Raw genomic sequence first — 18,127 nt, 5'->3', positions numbered from 1 at the left:
GAATGACGCGCTTTTGCCCGATCTCGCCATGTGGTTCAAGAATCTCCAGCTTCACCGTCTTCCCGCTCCGTGGAATGTGAGCGTCGAGCAAATGGAAAAATGGCTCGCGCCGCATGCGTTCCAGCCTGCCAATAGCGTCGAGGTGCAGCGCCAGGGCTGGGCGTCGCCGCGCAACGACGGCCCGCTCGTCTATTCGATCAACAAGCAGATGCTGCTCACGTTCCGCGCGGAAAAGAAACTGCTGCCGGCGTCGGTGGTGACGCAGGTGACGAAGGCGCGCGCGCTGGAACTCGAAGAGCAGCAGGGCTTCAAGCCCGGCCGCAAGCAGATGCGCGATCTCAAGGAACAAGTCACCGACGAGCTGCTGCCGCGCGCGTTCAGCATCCAGCGCGACACGCGCGTGTGGATCGACACCGTCAACGGCTGGCTCGTGATCGATGCCGCGTCGCAGGCGCTCGGCGACGATGTGCTCGGGCTGCTGGTCAAGTCGATCGACCGCTTGCCGATCAGCAGCGTGCGCGTCGCGCAGGCGCCCGTTTCCGCGATGACGAACTGGCTGCTGGCGGGCGAGGGCCCCGTCAATTTCACGCTGGATCAGGATACGGAACTGCGCTCGCCCGCCGAAGGCAACGCGACGGTGCGCTACGTCGGCCACGCGCTCGAAGCGGACGACATGCGTCGCCATATCGAAGCGGGCAAGCAGTGCATGCGGCTTGCGATGACGTGGAACGACCGTGTGTCGTTCGTGTTGACGCCGTCGCTGACGATCAAGCGCGTGACGCCGCTCGACGTGATCAAGGAAGCCGCCGATCCGACCGCGCTCAACGACGACGAGCAGTTCGATTCCGACGTCATGTTGATGACAGGGGAACTCGCGAAGTTGCTGGAAGGGATTGTCGATGCGCTCGGCGGCGAGCTCGACGAAGGGATGGCGTCCGCGAAGGCGGCGTAATCGGCGTGGGGTTCGCGCGAAGCGAACCCCGTCAGTCGAACATATTCCTGAACGTGACGGCCACGATGACGGGCACGCACAACACCAGAGGAATAGCGAAGTAAGGCACTTCGAGATCGACGAACCAGCTATACACGAGCCAGCCGATTCCGGCGCACAGCGTACCGATGCCGATCAGCGCGGTGAGGACGTTCAGCAGCGTGGGCGACGGTTTCCAGCGCTTGTGTTCCTCGTTGGGCGGGGGCGATGTCATTGCAACTCCGGAGCAGATCGTCACGAGTTTCGATTCGTACAATTCTACTCCGGCAGCTTGCAACCGGCGCTACTCAAACGGCGCGCCGGAACGGCCTGAAAGCCACCCGCAAGGGCGGCTCGCAAGGGCTCCGGCGCGCTTTCGGCGAGCCTCCGATACAGGCGTTACTCGAAAGCCTTGTCGTTCGGATTCTTGTAGAGCGAGCGCAGGTTGTCGCTCATCGGGAAGTCGAAGTTCATGTTCTTCGGCGGCACGGGCTTCATGAACCACTTATCGTACATCGCGTCGATCTCGCCGCTCTTCATCACGTGCGAGAGCGTCTCGTCGACCACCTTGAGGAACTCCGGGTCGCCCTTGCGCAGCATGAAGCCATACGCCTCCGACGATTGCGGCGTGCCGACGATCACCCAGTCAGCGGGCTTCGCCGTCAGCGTGCGCGTGCCAGCGAGCAGCACGTCGTCCATCATGTACGCGACGGCGCGGCCCGTTTCGAGCGTCATGCGGCCTTCGCCGTAGTCCTTCGCGCTGATGATCTGCATGTTCATCTTCTTGTCTTCGTTCATCTTGCGCAGAATGCGCTCGGACGTCGTGCCCTGGTTCGTCACGACCGTCTTGCCGGCGAGATCCGGGAAGTCTTTGATGCCGGAATCCTTGCGCGTGAGCAGGCGCGTCGTCGCGACGAAGAATGTGTCGCCGAAAGCAACCTGATTCTGCCGCGACGTCAGGTTCGTCGTCACGCCGCATTCGAGATCGACCGTGCCGTTCTGCACCAGCGAAATGCGGTTCTGCGACGTCACGGGGATGAAGCGCACCTGAAGATTCGGCTTGTGCGTTTTCGCTTTCACCGCGTCGATGATCTTGTTGCACAGGTCCTGCGAAAAGCCGATCACCTGATTGTTCGTATCGACGTACGAGAACGGAACCGACGTCTCGCGATGGCCGATCGCGATCAGATTGGCGGACTCGATCTTGGTGAGCGTGGGCTGCGATTCTTGCGCGGTGGCATTCGCTGCCGAAGTGAGGCAGGTCGCTGCGACGCACAAGGCCAGCGCGAGCGAGTTCAGTCGTTTCATTGCAAGTCCCCTGTTGAATCTGGATCGATCGGTTTTGGACGGGCGAACCGTAAGGTCGGGCACGGTCCGGAGCATGCGTGCACGAATGTTGCCACAACAAAATTAATTGCAACATATGTTTAACCCTTAATGCCGCGGTCGTCCGACCGTTCGCGAGAGCACAGTCATATGCGCGGCGGATCGCGATGGCATGATGAATGCGGCGATCGCTTCTACACTTGTCGTTCCGTTTTCCGTCGAAAGCAAGGAGGAAACCGATGCACGCCGTTCGCACATGGATTGCAGGAGTCACTTTGATGACAACGCTCGCCGCGATGGCCCCGTTGTCCGCAGCTTCGCAGACTAACGCCGGCGCACCGCCGTCGCCGCCACCGGCGCCCGCGGCCGACGGCACGTTCCTGCTGACGATCTTCCTCAAGCACGACCAGTCGAAGCCGCTGCCGAAGATCAATCAGGAGCTTGCCGATCAGGGCTTTTACAAGGCGTTTCCGCCGCCGGGCATCGAGGTCGTCTCGTGGTACGTGATGATGGGCGTCGGCCAGGTCGTCACGCTGCGCGTGCCCGCCAACCGGTTGCGCGAAGTGAACCGCGCGATCGAGGAAACCGCGTGGGGCGGCTATCACACCGAGTTCTACCCGACTTACGACTACAAGTCGATCGCCGAGCAGGCGCGGGCAAAGAACGGCAAATGAGCGGACGCTCGCCGACGCGTCAGTACCACGGCGTATCGGCGAGTGCGGAGCCTGTGATCTTCGCGATGAAGTCGAGGAATGCGCGCACTTTCGCCGGCGGATGACGCCGCGACGGATAAAGCGCGTAGAGCGGAAAGCGCTCGTCGGGCCAGTCGGGAAAGAGATCGACGAGACGGCCGCTGTCGAACAGCGGCTGCGTGCCGAGCGCCATGATCTGCGCGATGCCGTGTCCGGCGAGGCACGCGCCGTGCATCGTCGATACGTCGTTGACCACTAGCCGGCCGCGCGCCGCGATGACGATTTTCTTGCGCGGCCGGTGAAATTCCCATACGAACGGACGTCCCGTTTCCGGGTCGCGATAGTGGATGCAGTTGTGCGGCTCGCGTTCGAGATCGGCCGGCTTGAGGGGGCGCCCGTACTTCTTCAGATAGCCCGGCGACGCAGCCGTCACGATGCGCGTTTCCAGCAGCTTGCGCGCGACGAGCGTCGACGGACGCGGCTCGCCGAAACGCACGGCGAGATCGAAGCCGTCGGCGATCATGTCGCCCAGCTGGTCGCGCGTGATCAGATCGAGATCGAGTTCCGGATAGCGTTCGACGAACCGGCCTACTTGCGGGCTCAGCACGATCTTCGAGAAGAACGGATCGACGTTCACGCGCAGCCGTCCGCGCACGGCCGTTGCGCCGCCTGCCGCCGAGGCCGCCGCTTCTTCGAGCCCGCCCAGCAGCGGCACGATCTGCTCGTAGAAACGCCGGCCTTCGTCGGTCAGCGTGACGGTGCGCGTCGTGCGGTCGAACAGGCGTATGCCGAGCCGCGCTTCGAGCCGCGCAACCGAGCGGCTCACGCCCGACTGCGACATGTCGAGCCGTTCGCCCGCGCCCGCGAAAGACCCGCTGTCGACGATCGCCGTCAGCACGCCCATGCCGTTGAGAATACGTTCGTCGAAGGACATCGCGCTCCTTTCTTCCGCGTCATGCATGACGCTGCTCATGATGCCATTGTGTCATGAGTCAAATGATATTCATGTCATGGTGTAAAGCGCCGCCGGCGACCACAATGCATCCCGTCGCAAGCATTTTCAATTGAACGGGAGTAGGCAGATGTTCGCTATTACGGGTATTACGGGTCAAGTCGGCGGCGTGGTCGCGCACACGCTGCTCGCGCAGGGCAAGCCGGTGCGCGCGGTGGTGCGCAGCGCGGAGAAGGGCGCGCCGTGGGCCGCGCGCGGCTGCGAAGTCGCGCTTGCCGACATGCATGACGAAGCGGCGCTGCGCCGCGCATTCGAAGGCGCCGAGGGCGTGTTCGTGCTGCTGCCGCCCGTGTTCGATCCGTCGCCGGATTTCGCGGAATCGCGCCGCAATATCGCCGCGTTGCGTGCGGCGCTGAACGCGGCGAAGCCATCGCGTGTCGTCGTGCTGTCGACGATCGGCGCGCAAGCCACGCAGCCGAATCTGCTGAATCAGCTCGGCATCATGGAGGAGGAGCTTCGCACGCTGCTTGTGCCAGTCGTGTTTCTGCGCGCCGCGTGGTTCTTCGAGAACTGCGCGTGGGATGTCGAGCCGGCGCGCACGTCGGGCGTGATTCCCGCGTTTCTGCAACCGCTCGACAAGCCCGTGCCGATGGTCGCCACCGACGATATCGGCCGCGTTGCCGCGCATCTGTTTCAGGACACGTGGACAGGCGCGCGCGTCGTCGAACTCGAAGGCCCGCGCCGCGTGACGCCGGATGAAATCGCGGCCGCCTTCGCGAACGCGCTCGACAGGCCGGTGCGCATGCAGATCGTGCCGCGCGGCGAATGGGAAGCGCTCTTTCGCGCGCAAGGCATGACGAATCCGTTGCCGCGCATGCAGATGCTCGACGGCTTCAACGAAGGCTGGATCAAGTTCGAGGCGCCCGCGTCGTCGCTGAAGGGCAGCGTGACGGTGGAAGCCGTGATCCGCCAACTGGTCGAACGCCCCGCGTAAAGCAGTCGGCCTGGCCGGTTGTGCGGTTTCGTCACGCGGCCGCAGCGGGTGCAGCGGACGGATGCAGCAGCACGGGAATCGACTTCGACGTCGGCGTATTGCACACGTCGCCGACGCTCGACAGCGGCACGAGCGGATTCGTCTCCGGGTAATAAGCGCCCAGGCAGCCGCGCGGAATGTCGTATTCGACGAGCAGGAAGCGCTCCGCGCGGCGCTCGATGCCGTCGTCCCAGATCGTTTCCATGTCGACCCACTCGCCGGGCCTGAAGCCGAGCATCGCGATATCGGCGGCGTTCGCGAACACGACGCGGCGCTGGTTGTAGACGCCGCGATAGCGATCGTCGAGCGCGTAGATCGTCGTGTTGTACTGGTCGTGCGAGCGCGTCGTCATCAGCGTCATCGCGCGTTCGCCGTGCCGCTTGCGCGCGCGCGTGATCGGCGTGTCGCGTTGAATCTGATGCACGATGAAGTTCGCCTTACCCGTATCCGTCTTCCAGTCGCGCTCGCGTGAAGCGACGCGCAGATGGAAGCCGCCCGGCTGCGCGATGCGTTTGTTGTAATCGTAGAAGCCGTCGATCGACCATTCGATTGCATCGCGAATCTTCGCGTAGTCGTTCGCGTAGGCGAGCCAGTCGACTTTCTTGCTGCCGAGCGTCGCGTGCGCGATCTGCGCGACGATGCGCGTCTCCGAAATCAGGTTCTCCGATGCGGGCCTGTTCATGCCGTACGAGACATGCACCATGCTCATCGAGTCCTCGACAGTCACGCCTTGCGCGACGCCGTTTTGCAGGTCGATTTCGGTGCGCCCGAGCGTCGGCAGGATCAGTGCGTCCTTGCCGTGCACGAGATGGCTGCGGTTGAGCTTCGTCGTGATGTGCACGGTCAGATCGCACGCGCGCAACGCGTCCCACGTGCGCGGCGTGTCGGGCGTCGCAATCGAGAAGTTGCCGCCCAGTCCGATGAACACCTTCACGCGGCCGTCGAGCATCGCTTCGATCGTCTCGACGACGTCGTAGCCGTGCATGCGCGGCGGCTCGAAATTGAACACCGTGCCGAGGCGGTCGAGAAACTCCTGCGTCGGCTTGTCCTCGATGCCGACCGTGCGATTGCCCTGCACGTTCGAGTGGCCGCGCACGGGGCACAGGCCCGCGCCCAGGCGGCCGATATTGCCGCGCATCATCATCAGGTTCGACAGCATGTGCACCGTCGCCACCGAGTTCTTGTGCTGCGTGAGGCCCATGCCCCACGTCGAGATCACGCGCTTGCCGCTCGCGTAGATGCGCGCGAGGTCTTCGATGTCTTCGCGCGCGACGCCCGATTCTTCGACGAGCGCTTCCCACCTTTCTTCGCGCAGATCGGTGGCGAACGCTTCGAAGTTCGCCGTGTGCTCTTCGATGAACGCAACGTCGAGCACGCGCTCGGCGTTCTGTTCGATCGCGGCATCGTCCAGTTCGAGAACACGCTTCGCAACGCCCTTGAGCAGCGCGAAGTCGCCGCCGATCTTCGGCTGGACGAATGTCGACGCGATCTTCACGCCCGCTGGCGACAGCATGTCCGCGACGTGCTGCGGGCTCGCGAAGCGTTCCAACCCGCGTTCGCGCAACGGATTGATCGATACGATGGTCGCGCCGCGCTTCGCGCATTCGCGCAGCTCGCCAAGCATGCGCGGGTGATTCGTCGCGGGATTCTGGCCGAAGATCAGGATCGTATCGGCGTGCTCGAAATCGTCGAGCGTCACCGTGCCCTTGCCGATGCCGACGGTCGTGGGCAGGCCGCGGCTCGTCGCTTCGTGGCACATGTTCGAGCAGTCAGGGAAATTGTTCGTGCCGTACATGCGCACGAACAGCTGATACAGGAAGGCGGCCTCGTTGCTCGCGCGACCCGACGTGTAGAACGCGGCCTGATGCGGGCTGTCGAGCCCCTTCAGATGCTTCGCGATCCGTTGAAACGCGTCGTCCCATGAAATCGGCGTGTACTTGTCCGTCAGCGGATCGAACACCATCGGGTTGGTGAGCCGGCCATGTTGTTCGAGCGTGTAGTCGTCCTGCTTCATCAGCTCGTCGACCGTGTGCTGCGCAAAGAAGCCGGGCGTCACGCGCTTGGTGGTCGCTTCCGCCGCGACGGCCTTCACGCCGTTTTCGCAGAACTCGAAGGTCGATGCGTGCTGCCGGTCCGGCCACGCGCAGCCCGGGCAGTCGAAGCCGTCCGGCTGGTTCTGCCTGAAGAGCGTCTTGTAGTTGCCGCCCGCGACCTTTTCCTTGATCAGGTTGATCGCCACATACTTCAGCGCGCCCCATCCGGCGGCGGGTCCTGTGTACGGTTCGATGCGGCCTGGCTTGGTGCTCTTGTCCATGATGCGTCCAGTGATGCTTGATGTGGATCAAGCGTAGTGGGGATTACACGTAGCGGGCGTGTACACAATGCGTGAAAGAAAAAGAGTACAGTTGAGACTGTTATCGACGAAATCGATAAATCACTGTGAACTGTGCTCAAAAGGCGGGCGGCGCGCACAATTGCGGTTCACGCGGTACGTGTAGTTCGCGTGTTTTGTGCGGCTCGTTTTGTGCGGTTCATTCATCGCGCGTCTCCGTCATGCGTTCGCCGCAAGGCGGCCGCGCTCACGTCAAAGGCATCCGTTGAAGCTCTACGAAGAACTGGCGAAGGAGATCGAAGGGCAGGTGAGGCGCGGCGTGTTCCGTCCGGGCGAGCGCGTGCCCTCCGTGCGGCAGACCAGCCAGCACCGGCAAATTTCGATCACGACTGTGCTGCGCGCGTACCTGCTGCTGGAGAGCAAGGGCATCATCCAGAGCCGTCCGCAATCCGGTTATTTCGTGCGGCTCGGCGCGAACGACGCCGCGCCCGTGCGGGAACTGGATGTGTCGAAGCCGATTGCCGTTTCCGCGCAGGTGGACGTGAGCCGGCTCGTGCTGTCGACGCTACGCTCGATCGGCAGCGACGAGGCCGTGCCGCTCGGCTCGCCGTATCCCGATCCCGCGCTGTTTCCGTTCCAGAAGATCAACCGATACGCGCACGCGGTCGGCCGGCGCAAGACGCAATGGGGCGTCACCGACGAGTTGCCGCCTGGCAATCCCGACCTGATCCGCCAGATCGCGCGGCGCTATCTGGAGAACGGCGTCGCCGTCGATCCGAACGAGATCGTCGTGACGGTCGGCGCAACCGAGGCGATCAATCTGTGTCTGCAGGCGGTCGCGAAGCCGGGCGACACGGTGGCCGTCGAGTCACCCACGTTCTACGCGATGCTGCACGCGATCGAGCGCATGGGCATGCGCGCGATCGAAGTGGCGACGCATCCGCGCGAGGGCATCGATCTCGGCGCGCTCGCGCAGATACTCGACAAGCGTCGCATCGCCGCGTGCATGGTGATGCCGAACTTCCAGAATCCGCTCGGCTTCCAGATGCCCGACGAGAAGAAGCGCGAGCTCGTCAAGCTGCTCGTGCGGCACGACGTGCCCGTGATCGAGAACGACGTCTATCACGAACTGTATTTCGGCGACGTGCATCCCGGCGCGCTGAAGAACTACGACCGCAAGGGACTCGTGCTGCATTGCGCGTCGTTTTCGAAGACGCTGACGTCCGCGTACCGGATCGGCTGGGCGATGCCGGGGCGCTATCGCGAGCAGGTCGAGAAGCTCAAGTTCCTCAACACGCTGACCACGCCGTCGATTCCGCAGCTCGCGATCGCCGAATATCTGAAGCAGGATGGCTATGAGCATCATCTGCGCAGGCTGCGCAAGGGCTTTGCGCAGCGCGCGCGGCTGATGACGGCGATGGTCACGCGCTTCTTTCCCGAAGGCACGCGCGTGTCGCATCCGATGGGCGGCTACGTGCTGTGGGTCGAGCTGCCGCGCGGCGTCGATTCGATGCAGCTGTACAAGCTCGCGCTGGAGCACGGCATCACGGTCGGTCCGGGCTATATGTTCTCGACGACGAACGGGTACAGTCATTGCATCCGTTTAAATTACAGTTACGCATGGTCGCCGGAAATCGAACGCGCGCTGGCGACGATCGGCAAGCTGGCGGCGGCGAGCTTGCGGCAATGAGTAGTGGACCACGGACGGACCGCAGACGGACCAGAGGAGATTCGATTTGAACCCGAATGACCCGGCACACGACAAGCACTGCGACGACACCGACGAGGACGGCGAACTCGATCCCATCGTCGAGCAGCTGCTGATGCTGCTATGGGAAGCGGCGCGCGAATCGTCGGGCAAATCGTGGTCACTCGCGAAGCTCAGCAAGCGCGCCGATCTGCCGATGAGCACGCTGCGGCGCTATCTGACACAGTTGCAGTCGGCGGGCGTCGCGGACGTGCAGATGGACGAGGAAGGGCGCGGCTCGGCGGCGCTGACGGCCGAAGGGCTCGAGCTTTGCGAGGCGCTGTTCGGCGAGCCGTGAATATGAGCCTTGAAAGCGAACCGCAGACGCGGGGCGTGGACGAAGAAAGCGTCGCGCTCAGGGCGTGGCTTCTTCGGATTGCGGCAGAAAAGAGAAGCGGCTGGCGGCGAGCATCACGCACGTGAGAATCGCGATGCCGATCAGGATGCCCGATAGCCGCAGCAGCGCGGGATGCGGATCGGCGGACCACGCGCGATCCTGCACGAAGACCATGATGAATGCGATCGTGAACTGCCGCCCGATGTAGCTCGCGCCCTGTTTGCCCGTCTGCACGTGACAGCCCGCCCACACGCCCGCCGCGAGCGCGAGCAGGCACGGCACGATCTGGCCGTGCATCAGCGGCAGCAGCGCGATGCCGACCGCGCCCGCGATCAGGCAGCCGGCCACGCGTTGCACCATCTTGTCGGCGACGGGCTTTTGCGAACGCACGACGAGCGACGACGGCGGCAGGATCAGCACCGCGATGGCCGTCACGAGCGCCTGCGCGAAGCCCGGCAGCGCGAGCGCATAGGTGAGCGCGGCGACGATCGACACGGTGATGCCGGCCTGCACGGCGAGCACGATGCGCGCGTGGCGCAGCGTTTCGAACGTGGGGCGTTCGGCGTCGGCGGATGCGGCGGCGGCCGCCGCGACTTTCGAGGTTGGGCGGCGTCGCTCGTACCAGCGGATGCCGAGATGAAACACGCCCGACACGACGAGGCACGCGAAAGTGCCGACACACACTTCGGCGACGCGCAGCATCGCGAACGACGCGGTCGGGCCAAACTGGAGCAGTTCGTGCGCCTGATACAGGACCATCACGGACGTGACGCCGCCGAGCACCCACGCATACGACGCCGACGAGCCGTTCGCGCGATACACGCACACGCCGCCGACCACGCCCAGCACAGGCACGAAGAGCCACGGACGATCGCCGATGACGGGCCCCGCGAGCACGGCGAACAGGGCGCCGAGTATCGTGCCGAGCACGCGATGCAGCGCCCGCTCGGCCGATGCGGAGAAGCGCGTCTGCATGACGGCGAATCCGCTGACCGCGGCCCACCACGTGTTCGGCAGATCCAGCAGATGCGCGAGCGCCACCGACAGCACGACCGAGATCATCGCCTCGATGCCGAACAGCGCGCGTTCGGCGGAGGGCTTCCAGGCCTTCAGTTCGCGGCCGAGCGCGAGCAGCGCGTCGCGGCCCGTTTGCTTGAACATGTGGGCGCGCATGCGCAGGCTCGGTCGAGAAGAAAGAAAGTCAGCGGGTCGCGATCGCGGCCGCCGCGCCCGCCATCATCGTCGCGCTGGCGCGATTCGCGATCTTCACGGCGCGGCGGCTCGTCAGCAGCGTGCGCGCCTTGACGGCGAGCAGCGCCCAGACGAAGTCGACGGTCATCAGCACGGCGAGCATCGTCAGCGTGAGTTCGAGCCACGCGAGCGTGCCGACGCGCGACAGGTCGATGATGGTCGGCAGGAGCGCGAGGTAGAACACCATGATTTTGGGGTTCCCGAGCGTAACCATCATGCCCGCGACGAACATGCGCCACGGCGACTGGCCGCTCGGCAGCGTGCTTTCGTGCACGTCCGTGGGTGCGAGCCACATCTTCCACGCGAGGAACAGCAGATACGCGACGCCCGCGAACTTCAGCACGATGAAGACGAGCGCGAACGTGCGCGCGACGACGGCGAGCCCGGCCACCGCGCAGGTGAGCCATAGCGCTTCGCCGAGCCACATCGCGGCGAGAAAGGGCAGCACGTCGCGGAAGCCGTTGGTGAGCACGCGCGCGACGAGCGCCGCAATGCTCGGGCCGGGAGAGCCCGCCGCGACGATCAGCGCGAGCGCAAAGACGAGAAGACCTGAAAGTGCCATCGAGTGACTCCTGACAAGCGTGCTGTCGTGCTGGGCATTATATCGGTGCGACGGGCGGGTTGTTTCGCAAGGGCGTGTAATGTCACTATGTCCGTTCGTGCGCAACCGTTCACCTGCAACCGTCGTATGCAACCGTCGTATGCAACCCCATAGCCCGATGCAAGCGCCCGCTGTACGCTACCGGCCCGCCGTGCCCGACGATGTCGCGTCGATTCGCTTCGTCGAATACGAGGCCGCGCAGCGTTTCGTGAGCGTCGGCCTGACGGGCATCGCGGCCGCGCGGCCGATGGATGCGCCGTTCGTGCTGAAGAAGGTGCGTGCCGCCGAGGTGATCGTCGCGGAGTGCGGCGGCGAATGCGTCGGCTTCGTGATGTTCGCGATGCTGCGCGCGCGCATTTACGTCGAAGCGCTCGACGTGCTGCCCGAGCAGGCGGGCCGGCGCATCGGCGCGGCGTTGCTCGAACACGTCGATGCGCGCGCACGCGAACGGGGCGCCACGCACGTCGTGCTCTCGACGTTCCGCGATGTGCCCTGGAACGCGCCGTACTACGGGCGGCTCGGCTTCAGCGTGCTCGAGGACCACGAACTCGATGTGGCGTTGAAGCGCATCCGCGCGCTGCGGATTGCGCGCGGCGTCGATGAAACGAAGCGCGTGTTCATGCGCCGCGTTGTGAAGCCCGTCGACTGATGCACGATATAAAAAACAAACGCGGCCGGAACAGTTCCGGCCGCGTCGTCGTGCTACCCGCTATTACGCTTGCGCGTGCAACCGAAGCATCAGCTCACCGCTTCGAGTGCCGGATAGTCGGTATAGCCCGTTTGGCCTTCCGCGTAGAAGGTCGCGGGAATCGGCTCGTTGAGCGGCGCACCCAGTTCGAAGCGGCGCACGAGATCGGGATTCGCGATGTACAGCTTGCCCCACGCGACGGCATCGGCGTCGCCCGTGTCCAGTAGCTTCTGCGCGCTGTCCTTCGTGAAGCTTTCGTTCGCGATATAGACGCCGCCGAATGCCTTCTTCAGTTGCGGGCCGAGGCGATCTTCGCCGAGCGCTTCACGCGCCGCGATGAACGCGATCTTGCGCTTGCCGAGTTCGCGCGCGACATAGCCGAACGTCGCGGCCGGATCGGAGTCGCCCATCGTGTGCGCATCGCCACGCGGCGCGAGATGCACGCCGACGCGATCCGCGCCCCACACGTCGATACACGCATCCGTCACTTCGAGCAGCAGTCGCGCACGGTTTTCGATCGGGCCGCCGTATGCGTCGGTGCGCGTGTTGGTGCTGTCCTGCAGGAACTGGTCGAGCAGATAGCCGTTCGCGCCGTGTACTTCGACGCCGTCGAAGCCCGCTTTCTTTGCGTTCTCCGCGCCCTTGCGATACGCGGCGACGATGCCCGGAATCTCCGAGATGTCGAGCGCGCGCGGCGTCACGAAAGGACGCTGCGGACGCACGAGGCTCACGTGTCCTTCCGGTGCGATCGCACTCGGCGCGACGGGCAGTTCGCCGTCGAGGAAGATCGGGTCCGACACGCGGCCCACGTGCCACAGTTGCAGGAAGATCTTGCCGCCCGCCTCGTGGACGGCGTCCGTCACGAGCTTCCAGCCTTCCACCTGCTCGTCCGACCAGATGCCGGGCGTGTCGGCGTAACCGAGGCCTTGCGGCGTCACCGACGTCGCCTCGGAGAGGATCAGTCCGGCGCTCGCGCGCTCTGCGTAGTACTTCGCCATCAGCGCGTTCGGCACGCGCACCTTGCCTGCACGCTGGCGCGTGAGCGGCGCCATCACGATGCGGTTCTTCAGTGTTAGATCGCCAATCTGGAGCGGGTCGAAAAGAGTCGGCATAACGTCCAATCCTTGCGGGCAACGGGCCCGTGTGTATGTGTCAAAACTGCATTCGGGGAAGAGCGAAGATGCGTGCGAACACGCATGACCGCCCGTCAGAGATCCGCGTTCATGTGCGCGAGGAACGCCGCGATGACGGCTTCGTTGCGCTTGAAGAAAACCCATTGGCCCACGCGTTTCGACGTGATCAGCCCCGCGCGCTGCAACGCGGCGAGGTGCGCCGACGTAGTCGACTGCGACAAGGCGCAGCACGCGTCGAACTGGCCCGCGCAAACGCCGTGTTCGTACGAAAGCTCCTGCTCCGGAAAGTACTTCTCCGGTTCGCGCAGCTTCGCAAGAATCGCGCGGCGCGCCGGGTTTGCCAGCGCTTTGTGGATCGCGTCGATGTCAATGGTCTTCGGGTTAGGCTTCGTGCTCATGAATCGTATGACAAACGAAAACGACAAACGGCGGGCAGACTCTCTGGCCGGGAAGTCGGCATCTGCATCGCTATGGGTCGAATCTTATATCGTATTTTCACGATATGAGCGCAAGTCCCTACGGTCAATGAGGGTGATAGGTGTCGTCCCCGCTCAAAGATTGAGCAAGGCATTCAATCACGTGGGTCAAAATTCGATGAAAACTACGGGCTCAGGTGGGTCAATTCTGCGTGAACATCAACAGCGAGGCGAAGAACCGATTGCATCCAGATCGGCCCCGTCTCGCGTAAAGTCCCAGCGTCAGAGCATGACTCCCGGCTTGTCGGCTTGACCGCTATGGGCGTCGTAATCTTGTCACCGCCGCCTTCAAACGCTTACGAAGGGATGATCCGTTCGTGTCTTAGCTTGTCGAAAAGAGCGAAGAACGCATCGGATGTACTCTGGTAATCGAGGAAGCGCGCCTTTCGGCTCTTACTCATGTCGGTCAGCACTTCCATTGGACGCCCGAGGTCGGCATCCGTGTGCCACCACGACGCAAGTCTTCCGATATCCGGTTCCTTCAATTGATGGCGCTCAGCAATCCGAGACCATTGCTCGCCTGCTTCGCGCATGCGGTTTTCGAGCGGGCGCAGTCTGCCATCGAATGGAGCGGGCTCGATGCCAAAGTATTGCGCGATCTGCGACCACATCCATTTCCATCGGAATACATCGCCATTCACCACGTTGAAGGCTTCGTCGCGGCCGTTCGGTGAGGTGCTTGCCCACTCCAGATGACGCGCGAGCAGACGCGCGTCGGTCATATCCGTGAGACTGTTCCATTGGACTTCGGAGCCGGGAAACACAAATGGTTGCCCGGTTTCCTTGCACAAAGTAGCGTATACGGCGAGCGTGGTGCCCATGTTCATCGCGTTGCCTAGCGCAAAACCAATGATCGTATGCGGGCGATGCACACTCCAGTTGAAGCCATATCGACGCGCTGCATCGAACAGCCTGTCTTCCTGTTCGTAGTAGAAGTTGTCGACGGGTTGCCGGCCCTGTTCCTCACGAAACGGCGTGAGCGGCACGCTGCCTTGCGCATACGCTTCGAAGGGGCCGAGGTAGTGTTTGAGCCCTGTGACGAGTGCGGCATGTTGGAGCGTGCCGAATGGCCCCAGCGCGTCCAGCGCGTGACGGACCATTGCGCCGTTCACCTCGATGTTCTCGCGCTCCGTCGCCTGCCGCGACCACGCGGTGAAGAAGACATGTGTGAAGTGCCGCCCGTGCAGTGCACGGGTGACGGAGTCGGCTGAAGTCAGGTCCGCCTTGACGGAGTCGACTCCGCTATCTGTCGCCGTGCGGCCGCGCGAGAGTCCGGTCACATTCCAGTCGCCGCGTGAGAGCAGATGCTGCGCAAGGTTCCCGCCGACGATGCCCGTCGCGCCAATGATGAGTGCTCGTTTTTCCATAAAGAGTAAGAGTGGGTGAGTTTGCGATAAAGCGAGCGCCTATACGCCTGCGAACGTTTTGCTGTCGGGTCGCACGCCGTCGAAAGCGCAGGTCAGCAAGCGGTGTATCGCTTCGAACGAGAGCGGCCTCGGGTTGAAGTAAGGCGCCTGCATGGCAGCCGATGCGGCCGCATGAATGTCGGTTGCGCGAAAGCCCAGCGCCTCGAGAGACACTGGCGCATGCAGCGCGCGGCCGAGATCATGAAGCGCGGCAGCGGGCTCCGGCGTATCGAGCGACTTGCACAGCCGTTCATGCGCCGCCGGAGCGGACGGCAGATTGAACGCCATCGAGTAAGGCAGGATCACCGCATGCGTTTCAGCGTGCGGCAGGTTGAACATGCCGCCAAGCGTATGGCAAACCTTGTGATGCAACGCCATACCGACGCTGCCGAGCACTGTTCCGCATAGCCATGCACCGTATTGGGCGCCTTCGCGTGCGGCGATGTCGTCCGGCTGCTCGACGATGCGAGGCAACGCGCGTGCGAGGCTACGTATGCCTTCCTCCGCGAAGAGCGACATCACTGGGTTGGCGTCCTGCGCATAGAGGCCTTCGGCTGCATGCGCAATCGCGTTGAGGCCGCTGGTGGCCGACAGCGCCCGAGGCAACGTCAGCGTGAGGCATGGATCGTAGATCACGGTGCGCGGCAACACACGATAGCTCTTGCCCGTCTTTTTCTCGCTGTCGGATGTGAGGCCGTAGATGGGTGTGACTTCCGAGCCGGCATAGGTCGTCGGGATGGCCAGGATCGGCAGCGAGGTTTCGAGTGCGATGGCCTTCGCAAGTCCGAGCGTCGAACCCCCGCCCGCCGCGATCAGTCCGTCCGCGCCCGCCGCGAGCGCTGCCGCGACGCCTTCCTGCGCCGTTTCGACGGGTACGTGCATGACGGCGCGGTCGAACACGTCCACGCAGCGCTCCCCCGCGAGCCTGCGAACGCGGTCGGCGAGGAAGCGCTGTTCGGGCGTGCACAGTACGAGCGCCCGGCGGATGCATAGCTCATCGAGCTCGTCCGCCAGGTGGTCGATCGCGCCCGTGCCGAACACAATGCGGCCAGGCCGGCTGGTGTAGGTGAAGGCAATCATAAGGACGGGCTCAGGACGAAGTCGAATGCGAGTGTGCTGAACGGCGTTGCCATCACCGTGCCGTCGGGCGCCGTACCGCCTTCATGGCGAATCCACGGCGCGATGAGCGATGAGCGTACGCCGAATACGGCATCCGAATCGAGGTAGCCGTCGCCTTCGCGAAAGACGTGCGTGACGAGCCGTTCGTAGCCGGGCGCCGTAATCATGAAATGCAGGTGCGCAGGACGCCAGGGATGACGCCCCAGCGCTTCGAGCATGCGTCCCACGGGGCCGTCGTGTGGAATCGGATAGGGCTCCGCCACGATCGAGCGAAAGTGATAACGCCCATCGGGCAGGCTATGCAGCACGCCTCTTGCGCGATGCATGTCAGCGCTGCCGTACTGGACGTCGTAGAAACCGTCGGCGTCCGCCTGCCAGACTTCGATGCGCGCGCCACTCACCGGCTCGCCGTCCGGGCCGCGCACCACGCCCGACACGAAGCAGGGCTCGCCGCGTGCGCCGTTGGCCACATCGTCACCGTTGCGATAGTCGGGCGCGTTGTCGACGAAGAACGGCCCGAAGACCGTCGCTTCCGTGCAGCCGTCGGGTTTGCGATGGGCCATCGCCGTCACGAGCATTGAAAGGCCGAGCGTATCCGACAGCAGAATGAATTCCTGGCGGCGCTCGTCAGTGATACGGCCGACATCGGTGAGAAAGCGAATGCCGGCTTCCCATTCGCGCTCGGTCAGCCCGACCTCGCGAGCGAAGTCGTGCAGATGCCGTACGAGACGGGTGACGATCGCCTTGAGCCGCTCGTCGGGTGCATGCTCGTGGCGCGCGAGGACGGCATCCGTGATGGAGTTCTCGTCGAGATTTCGCATGAGTCGAATCCGTGGTCTGACTAGCGGTTGTCGACGCGCTTGACGAACGGCCGGATATCCACCGAGCGCCAGATTCCCGCCTTGTTGAACGGGTCGTTACTGTTGAAGCGCATTACGTCGCCGATTTCGTCGGCTTCGAAAAGGAAGAAGCTGCCGATCATCGTTTCCTGGTCACCTGCCAGCAGCGGGCCCGACATGACCATCCTGACGGGCGAAGTGGCGAGATAGGTTTTGTGCTGTTCGTAATGGGCAAGACGGCGTTCGACCATATTGTCGTGATCGAGACAGTAGACGGTGTAGTGCATTGCGACTCCGGAATGAAATATGAGCGGTTCAGTGGTCGAGACCGGCTTGTGCTTCGACAGCGCGCACGATGGAGAAGAAATCCAGCTCTGCGCCGTCGCCCTGTGCGTAGCGCTCGAACTGCTCGCGCACGAGCGCCGCGGCTTTCATGGGCACTCCGGCACTCATGCCCGCATCGACGACGAGCGACATGTCCTTGAGCATTTGCCGCGACGAGAAGGCAGGCGAGAAGTCCCTTTTCTTCAAAGGATCGAGTTTGTATTTGACGAGCGGCGATGCCGCGACGCTATCGCCAATCACATCCAGCATGTCGCACCAGTCGAGTCCGCCCTTCGTGCCAAGTGTCAGTGCCTCGGCAAGCAGCACAGCTGTCGAGCCGACGAGATGATTGATGGCGAGCTTCAGATATCGTGCCTGCTGATCCTCGCCGACGTAGTACTGTCGCGCCGAAACGGCCTGAAAGGCTGGAAGAGCCTGGCCGTAAGAGTCTCGCGGGCCCGATGCGAAAACGGTCAGTTGGCCCTTTTCGGCGAGGACGGTGCTGCCCGAGACGGGCGCGCAGACATAGCCGACACCTCGTTTGAGCGCGGCATCCCGCACGTCGCCGGATGCTGCGGGCGACACCGTACTCATGTCGACGTAGGTGGCGCCGTCGTTCGCGCTCTCGATCAAGCCCTTTGCACCGAGTGCGATCGTTCGCAGCACAGCGTCGTCGGGGATGATCGAAAAGATGACGTGCGCCGAACGCGCGACGCCGCAAACGTCTTCAGCGCGGCGCGCGCCGAGTCGCACGGCCTCGTCTACGCGTGCAGCGTCGACGTCGTACACGGTCACGTCGAACCCTGCCTTAAGCAGATTGCGCAAGATGGGCGTACCCATCTTGCCGAGTCCGATCCAGCCTATCCGTTGTGCGTTCTGTTTCTCTTGCGTGTGCGGCATG

At 63.7% G+C, this 18,127-nt stretch carries 19 protein-coding genes; 6 read left to right on the top strand and 13 right to left on the bottom strand.

From position 1 onward, the window contains the following. The first annotated feature begins 28 nt into the window (after window positions 1–28). On the top strand, window positions 29–952 hold the full coding sequence (locus VSR68_RS15115) for a recombination-associated protein RdgC (protein ID WP_342940620.1): 924 nt from the start codon (window positions 29–31) through the stop codon (window positions 950–952). A 31-nt stretch (window positions 953–983) separates the two neighbouring features. On the opposite strand, the gene VSR68_RS15110 is transcribed toward VSR68_RS15115, so the two are convergent. Together VSR68_RS15110 and VSR68_RS15105 are read right to left on the bottom strand one after the other, a co-directional pair. Further along, on the bottom strand, window positions 984–1,205 hold the full coding sequence (locus VSR68_RS15110; protein ID WP_152764277.1) for a hypothetical protein: 222 nt from the start codon (window positions 1,203–1,205) through the stop codon (window positions 984–986). 164 nt (window positions 1,206–1,369) lie between these two features. Further along, a complete protein-coding gene (locus tag VSR68_RS15105; RefSeq protein WP_342940619.1) occupies window positions 1,370–2,278 on the bottom strand; it encodes a glutamate/aspartate ABC transporter substrate-binding protein in 909 nt (302 codons plus the stop codon). Between the two features lie 257 nt (window positions 2,279–2,535). Here VSR68_RS15105 and VSR68_RS15100 point away from each other — a divergent pair, with 257 nt between their 5' ends. After that, entirely contained in the window at window positions 2,536–2,970 is a 435-nt protein-coding gene (locus VSR68_RS15100) for a hypothetical protein (protein ID WP_342940618.1), read from the top strand. 19 nt (window positions 2,971–2,989) lie between these two features. Here VSR68_RS15100 and VSR68_RS15095 read toward each other — a convergent pair whose 3' ends face one another. Continuing rightward, the gene (locus VSR68_RS15095; RefSeq protein WP_342940617.1) at window positions 2,990–3,922 is read right to left on the bottom strand and encodes a LysR family transcriptional regulator; all 933 of its coding nucleotides are present in this window, start codon (window positions 3,920–3,922) and stop codon (window positions 2,990–2,992) included. Between the two features lie 148 nt (window positions 3,923–4,070). Here VSR68_RS15095 and VSR68_RS15090 point away from each other — a divergent pair, with 148 nt between their 5' ends. After that, a complete protein-coding gene (locus VSR68_RS15090; RefSeq protein ID WP_342940616.1) occupies window positions 4,071–4,934 on the top strand; it encodes an NmrA family NAD(P)-binding protein in 864 nt (287 codons plus the stop codon). Between the two features lie 31 nt (window positions 4,935–4,965). Here the strand turns inward: VSR68_RS15090 and VSR68_RS15085 are convergent, their stop codons facing one another. Further along, the gene (locus VSR68_RS15085) at window positions 4,966–7,287 is read right to left on the bottom strand and encodes an FdhF/YdeP family oxidoreductase (RefSeq protein ID WP_342940615.1); all 2,322 of its coding nucleotides are present in this window, start codon (window positions 7,285–7,287) and stop codon (window positions 4,966–4,968) included. Window positions 7,288–7,570: 283 nt separating this feature from the next. On the opposite strand from VSR68_RS15085, the gene VSR68_RS15080 reads away from it, so the two are divergent. Both VSR68_RS15080 and VSR68_RS15075 read left to right on the top strand, forming a co-directional pair. After that, window positions 7,571–8,995: a PLP-dependent aminotransferase family protein gene (locus VSR68_RS15080; protein WP_342940614.1), complete on the top strand. Its 1,425-nt coding sequence runs from the start codon at window positions 7,571–7,573 to the stop codon at window positions 8,993–8,995. A gap of 46 nt (window positions 8,996–9,041) precedes the next feature. Next, window positions 9,042–9,350, top strand: a complete 309-nt coding sequence (locus VSR68_RS15075; protein ID WP_342940613.1) for an ArsR family transcriptional regulator — start codon at window positions 9,042–9,044, stop codon at window positions 9,348–9,350. Between the two features lie 57 nt (window positions 9,351–9,407). On the opposite strand, the gene VSR68_RS15070 is transcribed toward VSR68_RS15075, so the two are convergent. Together VSR68_RS15070 and VSR68_RS15065 are read right to left on the bottom strand one after the other, a co-directional pair. After that, window positions 9,408–10,562, bottom strand: coding sequence for an FUSC family protein (locus VSR68_RS15070; protein ID WP_342940612.1), 1,155 nt, complete (start codon window positions 10,560–10,562; stop codon window positions 9,408–9,410). Window positions 10,563–10,590: 28 nt separating this feature from the next. After that, entirely contained in the window at window positions 10,591–11,202 is a 612-nt protein-coding gene (locus VSR68_RS15065; RefSeq protein ID WP_342940611.1) for a LysE family translocator, read from the bottom strand. A 157-nt stretch (window positions 11,203–11,359) separates the two neighbouring features. Here VSR68_RS15065 and VSR68_RS15060 point away from each other — a divergent pair, with 157 nt between their 5' ends. Then, window positions 11,360–11,890 carry a GNAT family N-acetyltransferase gene (locus VSR68_RS15060; RefSeq protein WP_342940610.1) on the top strand — a complete coding sequence of 177 codons (531 nt, stop codon included), beginning with the start codon at window positions 11,360–11,362 and terminating at the stop codon, window positions 11,888–11,890. A gap of 89 nt (window positions 11,891–11,979) precedes the next feature. On the opposite strand, the gene VSR68_RS15055 is transcribed toward VSR68_RS15060, so the two are convergent. The 7 genes from VSR68_RS15055 to VSR68_RS15025 all read right to left on the bottom strand — a co-directional run bounded on the left by VSR68_RS15055 (window position 11,980) and on the right by VSR68_RS15025 (window position 18,126). Beyond that, window positions 11,980–13,041, bottom strand: a complete 1,062-nt coding sequence (locus VSR68_RS15055) for an alkene reductase (RefSeq protein ID WP_342940609.1) — start codon at window positions 13,039–13,041, stop codon at window positions 11,980–11,982. Window positions 13,042–13,136: 95 nt separating this feature from the next. Further along, window positions 13,137–13,460 (bottom strand): helix-turn-helix transcriptional regulator, encoded by a 324-nt coding sequence (locus tag VSR68_RS15050; RefSeq protein ID WP_342940608.1) that lies wholly within the window; start codon window positions 13,458–13,460, stop codon window positions 13,137–13,139. Between the two features lie 374 nt (window positions 13,461–13,834). Further along, window positions 13,835–14,905: an SDR family oxidoreductase gene (locus VSR68_RS15045; protein ID WP_342940607.1), complete on the bottom strand. Its 1,071-nt coding sequence runs from the start codon at window positions 14,903–14,905 to the stop codon at window positions 13,835–13,837. A 39-nt stretch (window positions 14,906–14,944) separates the two neighbouring features. Beyond that, window positions 14,945–16,024 carry a maleylacetate reductase gene (locus tag VSR68_RS15040; RefSeq protein WP_342940606.1) on the bottom strand — a complete coding sequence of 360 codons (1,080 nt, stop codon included), beginning with the start codon at window positions 16,022–16,024 and terminating at the stop codon, window positions 14,945–14,947. Continuing rightward, the gene (locus VSR68_RS15035) at window positions 16,021–16,884 is read right to left on the bottom strand and encodes an intradiol ring-cleavage dioxygenase (RefSeq protein WP_342940605.1); all 864 of its coding nucleotides are present in this window, start codon (window positions 16,882–16,884) and stop codon (window positions 16,021–16,023) included. Before VSR68_RS15035 ends, VSR68_RS15040 begins: the two co-directional genes overlap by 4 nt. 20 nt (window positions 16,885–16,904) lie before the next feature. Further along, a complete protein-coding gene (locus VSR68_RS15030; protein ID WP_342940604.1) occupies window positions 16,905–17,189 on the bottom strand; it encodes a YciI family protein in 285 nt (94 codons plus the stop codon). Between the two features lie 28 nt (window positions 17,190–17,217). Next, entirely contained in the window at window positions 17,218–18,126 is a 909-nt protein-coding gene (locus VSR68_RS15025) for an NAD(P)-dependent oxidoreductase (RefSeq protein ID WP_342940603.1), read from the bottom strand. Window position 18,127 lies beyond the last annotated feature (1 nt).

The organism is Paraburkholderia phymatum, from assembly GCF_038900715.1.
GTDB classification, from domain to species: Bacteria; Pseudomonadota; Gammaproteobacteria; order Burkholderiales; family Burkholderiaceae; genus Paraburkholderia; species Paraburkholderia phymatum_A.
Note: the sequence above shows the minus strand (reverse complement) of the source record. Positions and strands in the feature narration are given on the sequence as shown.

What these genes read in the sequence shown, in the direction of transcription:
- VSR68_RS15115 (WP_342940620.1), top strand. Translation starts at nt 29, where the DNA reads ATGTGGTTCAAGAATCTCCAGCTTCACCGTCTTCCCGCTCCGTGGAAT.
- VSR68_RS15110 (WP_152764277.1), bottom strand. Translation starts at nt 1,205, where the DNA reads ATGACATCGCCCCCGCCCAACGAGGAACACAAGCGCTGGAAACCGTCG.
- VSR68_RS15105 (WP_342940619.1), bottom strand. Translation starts at nt 2,278, where the DNA reads ATGAAACGACTGAACTCGCTCGCGCTGGCCTTGTGCGTCGCAGCGACC.
- VSR68_RS15100 (WP_342940618.1), top strand. Translation starts at nt 2,536, where the DNA reads ATGCACGCCGTTCGCACATGGATTGCAGGAGTCACTTTGATGACAACG.
- VSR68_RS15095 (WP_342940617.1), bottom strand. Translation starts at nt 3,922, where the DNA reads ATGTCCTTCGACGAACGTATTCTCAACGGCATGGGCGTGCTGACGGCG.
- VSR68_RS15090 (WP_342940616.1), top strand. Translation starts at nt 4,071, where the DNA reads ATGTTCGCTATTACGGGTATTACGGGTCAAGTCGGCGGCGTGGTCGCG.
- VSR68_RS15085 (WP_342940615.1), bottom strand. Translation starts at nt 7,287, where the DNA reads ATGGACAAGAGCACCAAGCCAGGCCGCATCGAACCGTACACAGGACCC.
- VSR68_RS15070 (WP_342940612.1), bottom strand. Translation starts at nt 10,562, where the DNA reads ATGCGCGCCCACATGTTCAAGCAAACGGGCCGCGACGCGCTGCTCGCG.
- VSR68_RS15065 (WP_342940611.1), bottom strand. Translation starts at nt 11,202, where the DNA reads ATGGCACTTTCAGGTCTTCTCGTCTTTGCGCTCGCGCTGATCGTCGCG.
- VSR68_RS15060 (WP_342940610.1), top strand. Translation starts at nt 11,360, where the DNA reads ATGCAAGCGCCCGCTGTACGCTACCGGCCCGCCGTGCCCGACGATGTC.
- VSR68_RS15055 (WP_342940609.1), bottom strand. Translation starts at nt 13,041, where the DNA reads ATGCCGACTCTTTTCGACCCGCTCCAGATTGGCGATCTAACACTGAAG.
- VSR68_RS15050 (WP_342940608.1), bottom strand. Translation starts at nt 13,460, where the DNA reads ATGAGCACGAAGCCTAACCCGAAGACCATTGACATCGACGCGATCCAC.
- VSR68_RS15045 (WP_342940607.1), bottom strand. Translation starts at nt 14,905, where the DNA reads ATGGAAAAACGAGCACTCATCATTGGCGCGACGGGCATCGTCGGCGGG.
- VSR68_RS15040 (WP_342940606.1), bottom strand. Translation starts at nt 16,024, where the DNA reads ATGATTGCCTTCACCTACACCAGCCGGCCTGGCCGCATTGTGTTCGGC.
- VSR68_RS15035 (WP_342940605.1), bottom strand. Translation starts at nt 16,884, where the DNA reads ATGCGAAATCTCGACGAGAACTCCATCACGGATGCCGTCCTCGCGCGC.
- VSR68_RS15030 (WP_342940604.1), bottom strand. Translation starts at nt 17,189, where the DNA reads ATGCACTACACCGTCTACTGTCTCGATCACGACAATATGGTCGAACGC.
- VSR68_RS15025 (WP_342940603.1), bottom strand. Translation starts at nt 18,126, where the DNA reads ATGCCGCACACGCAAGAGAAACAGAACGCACAACGGATAGGCTGGATC.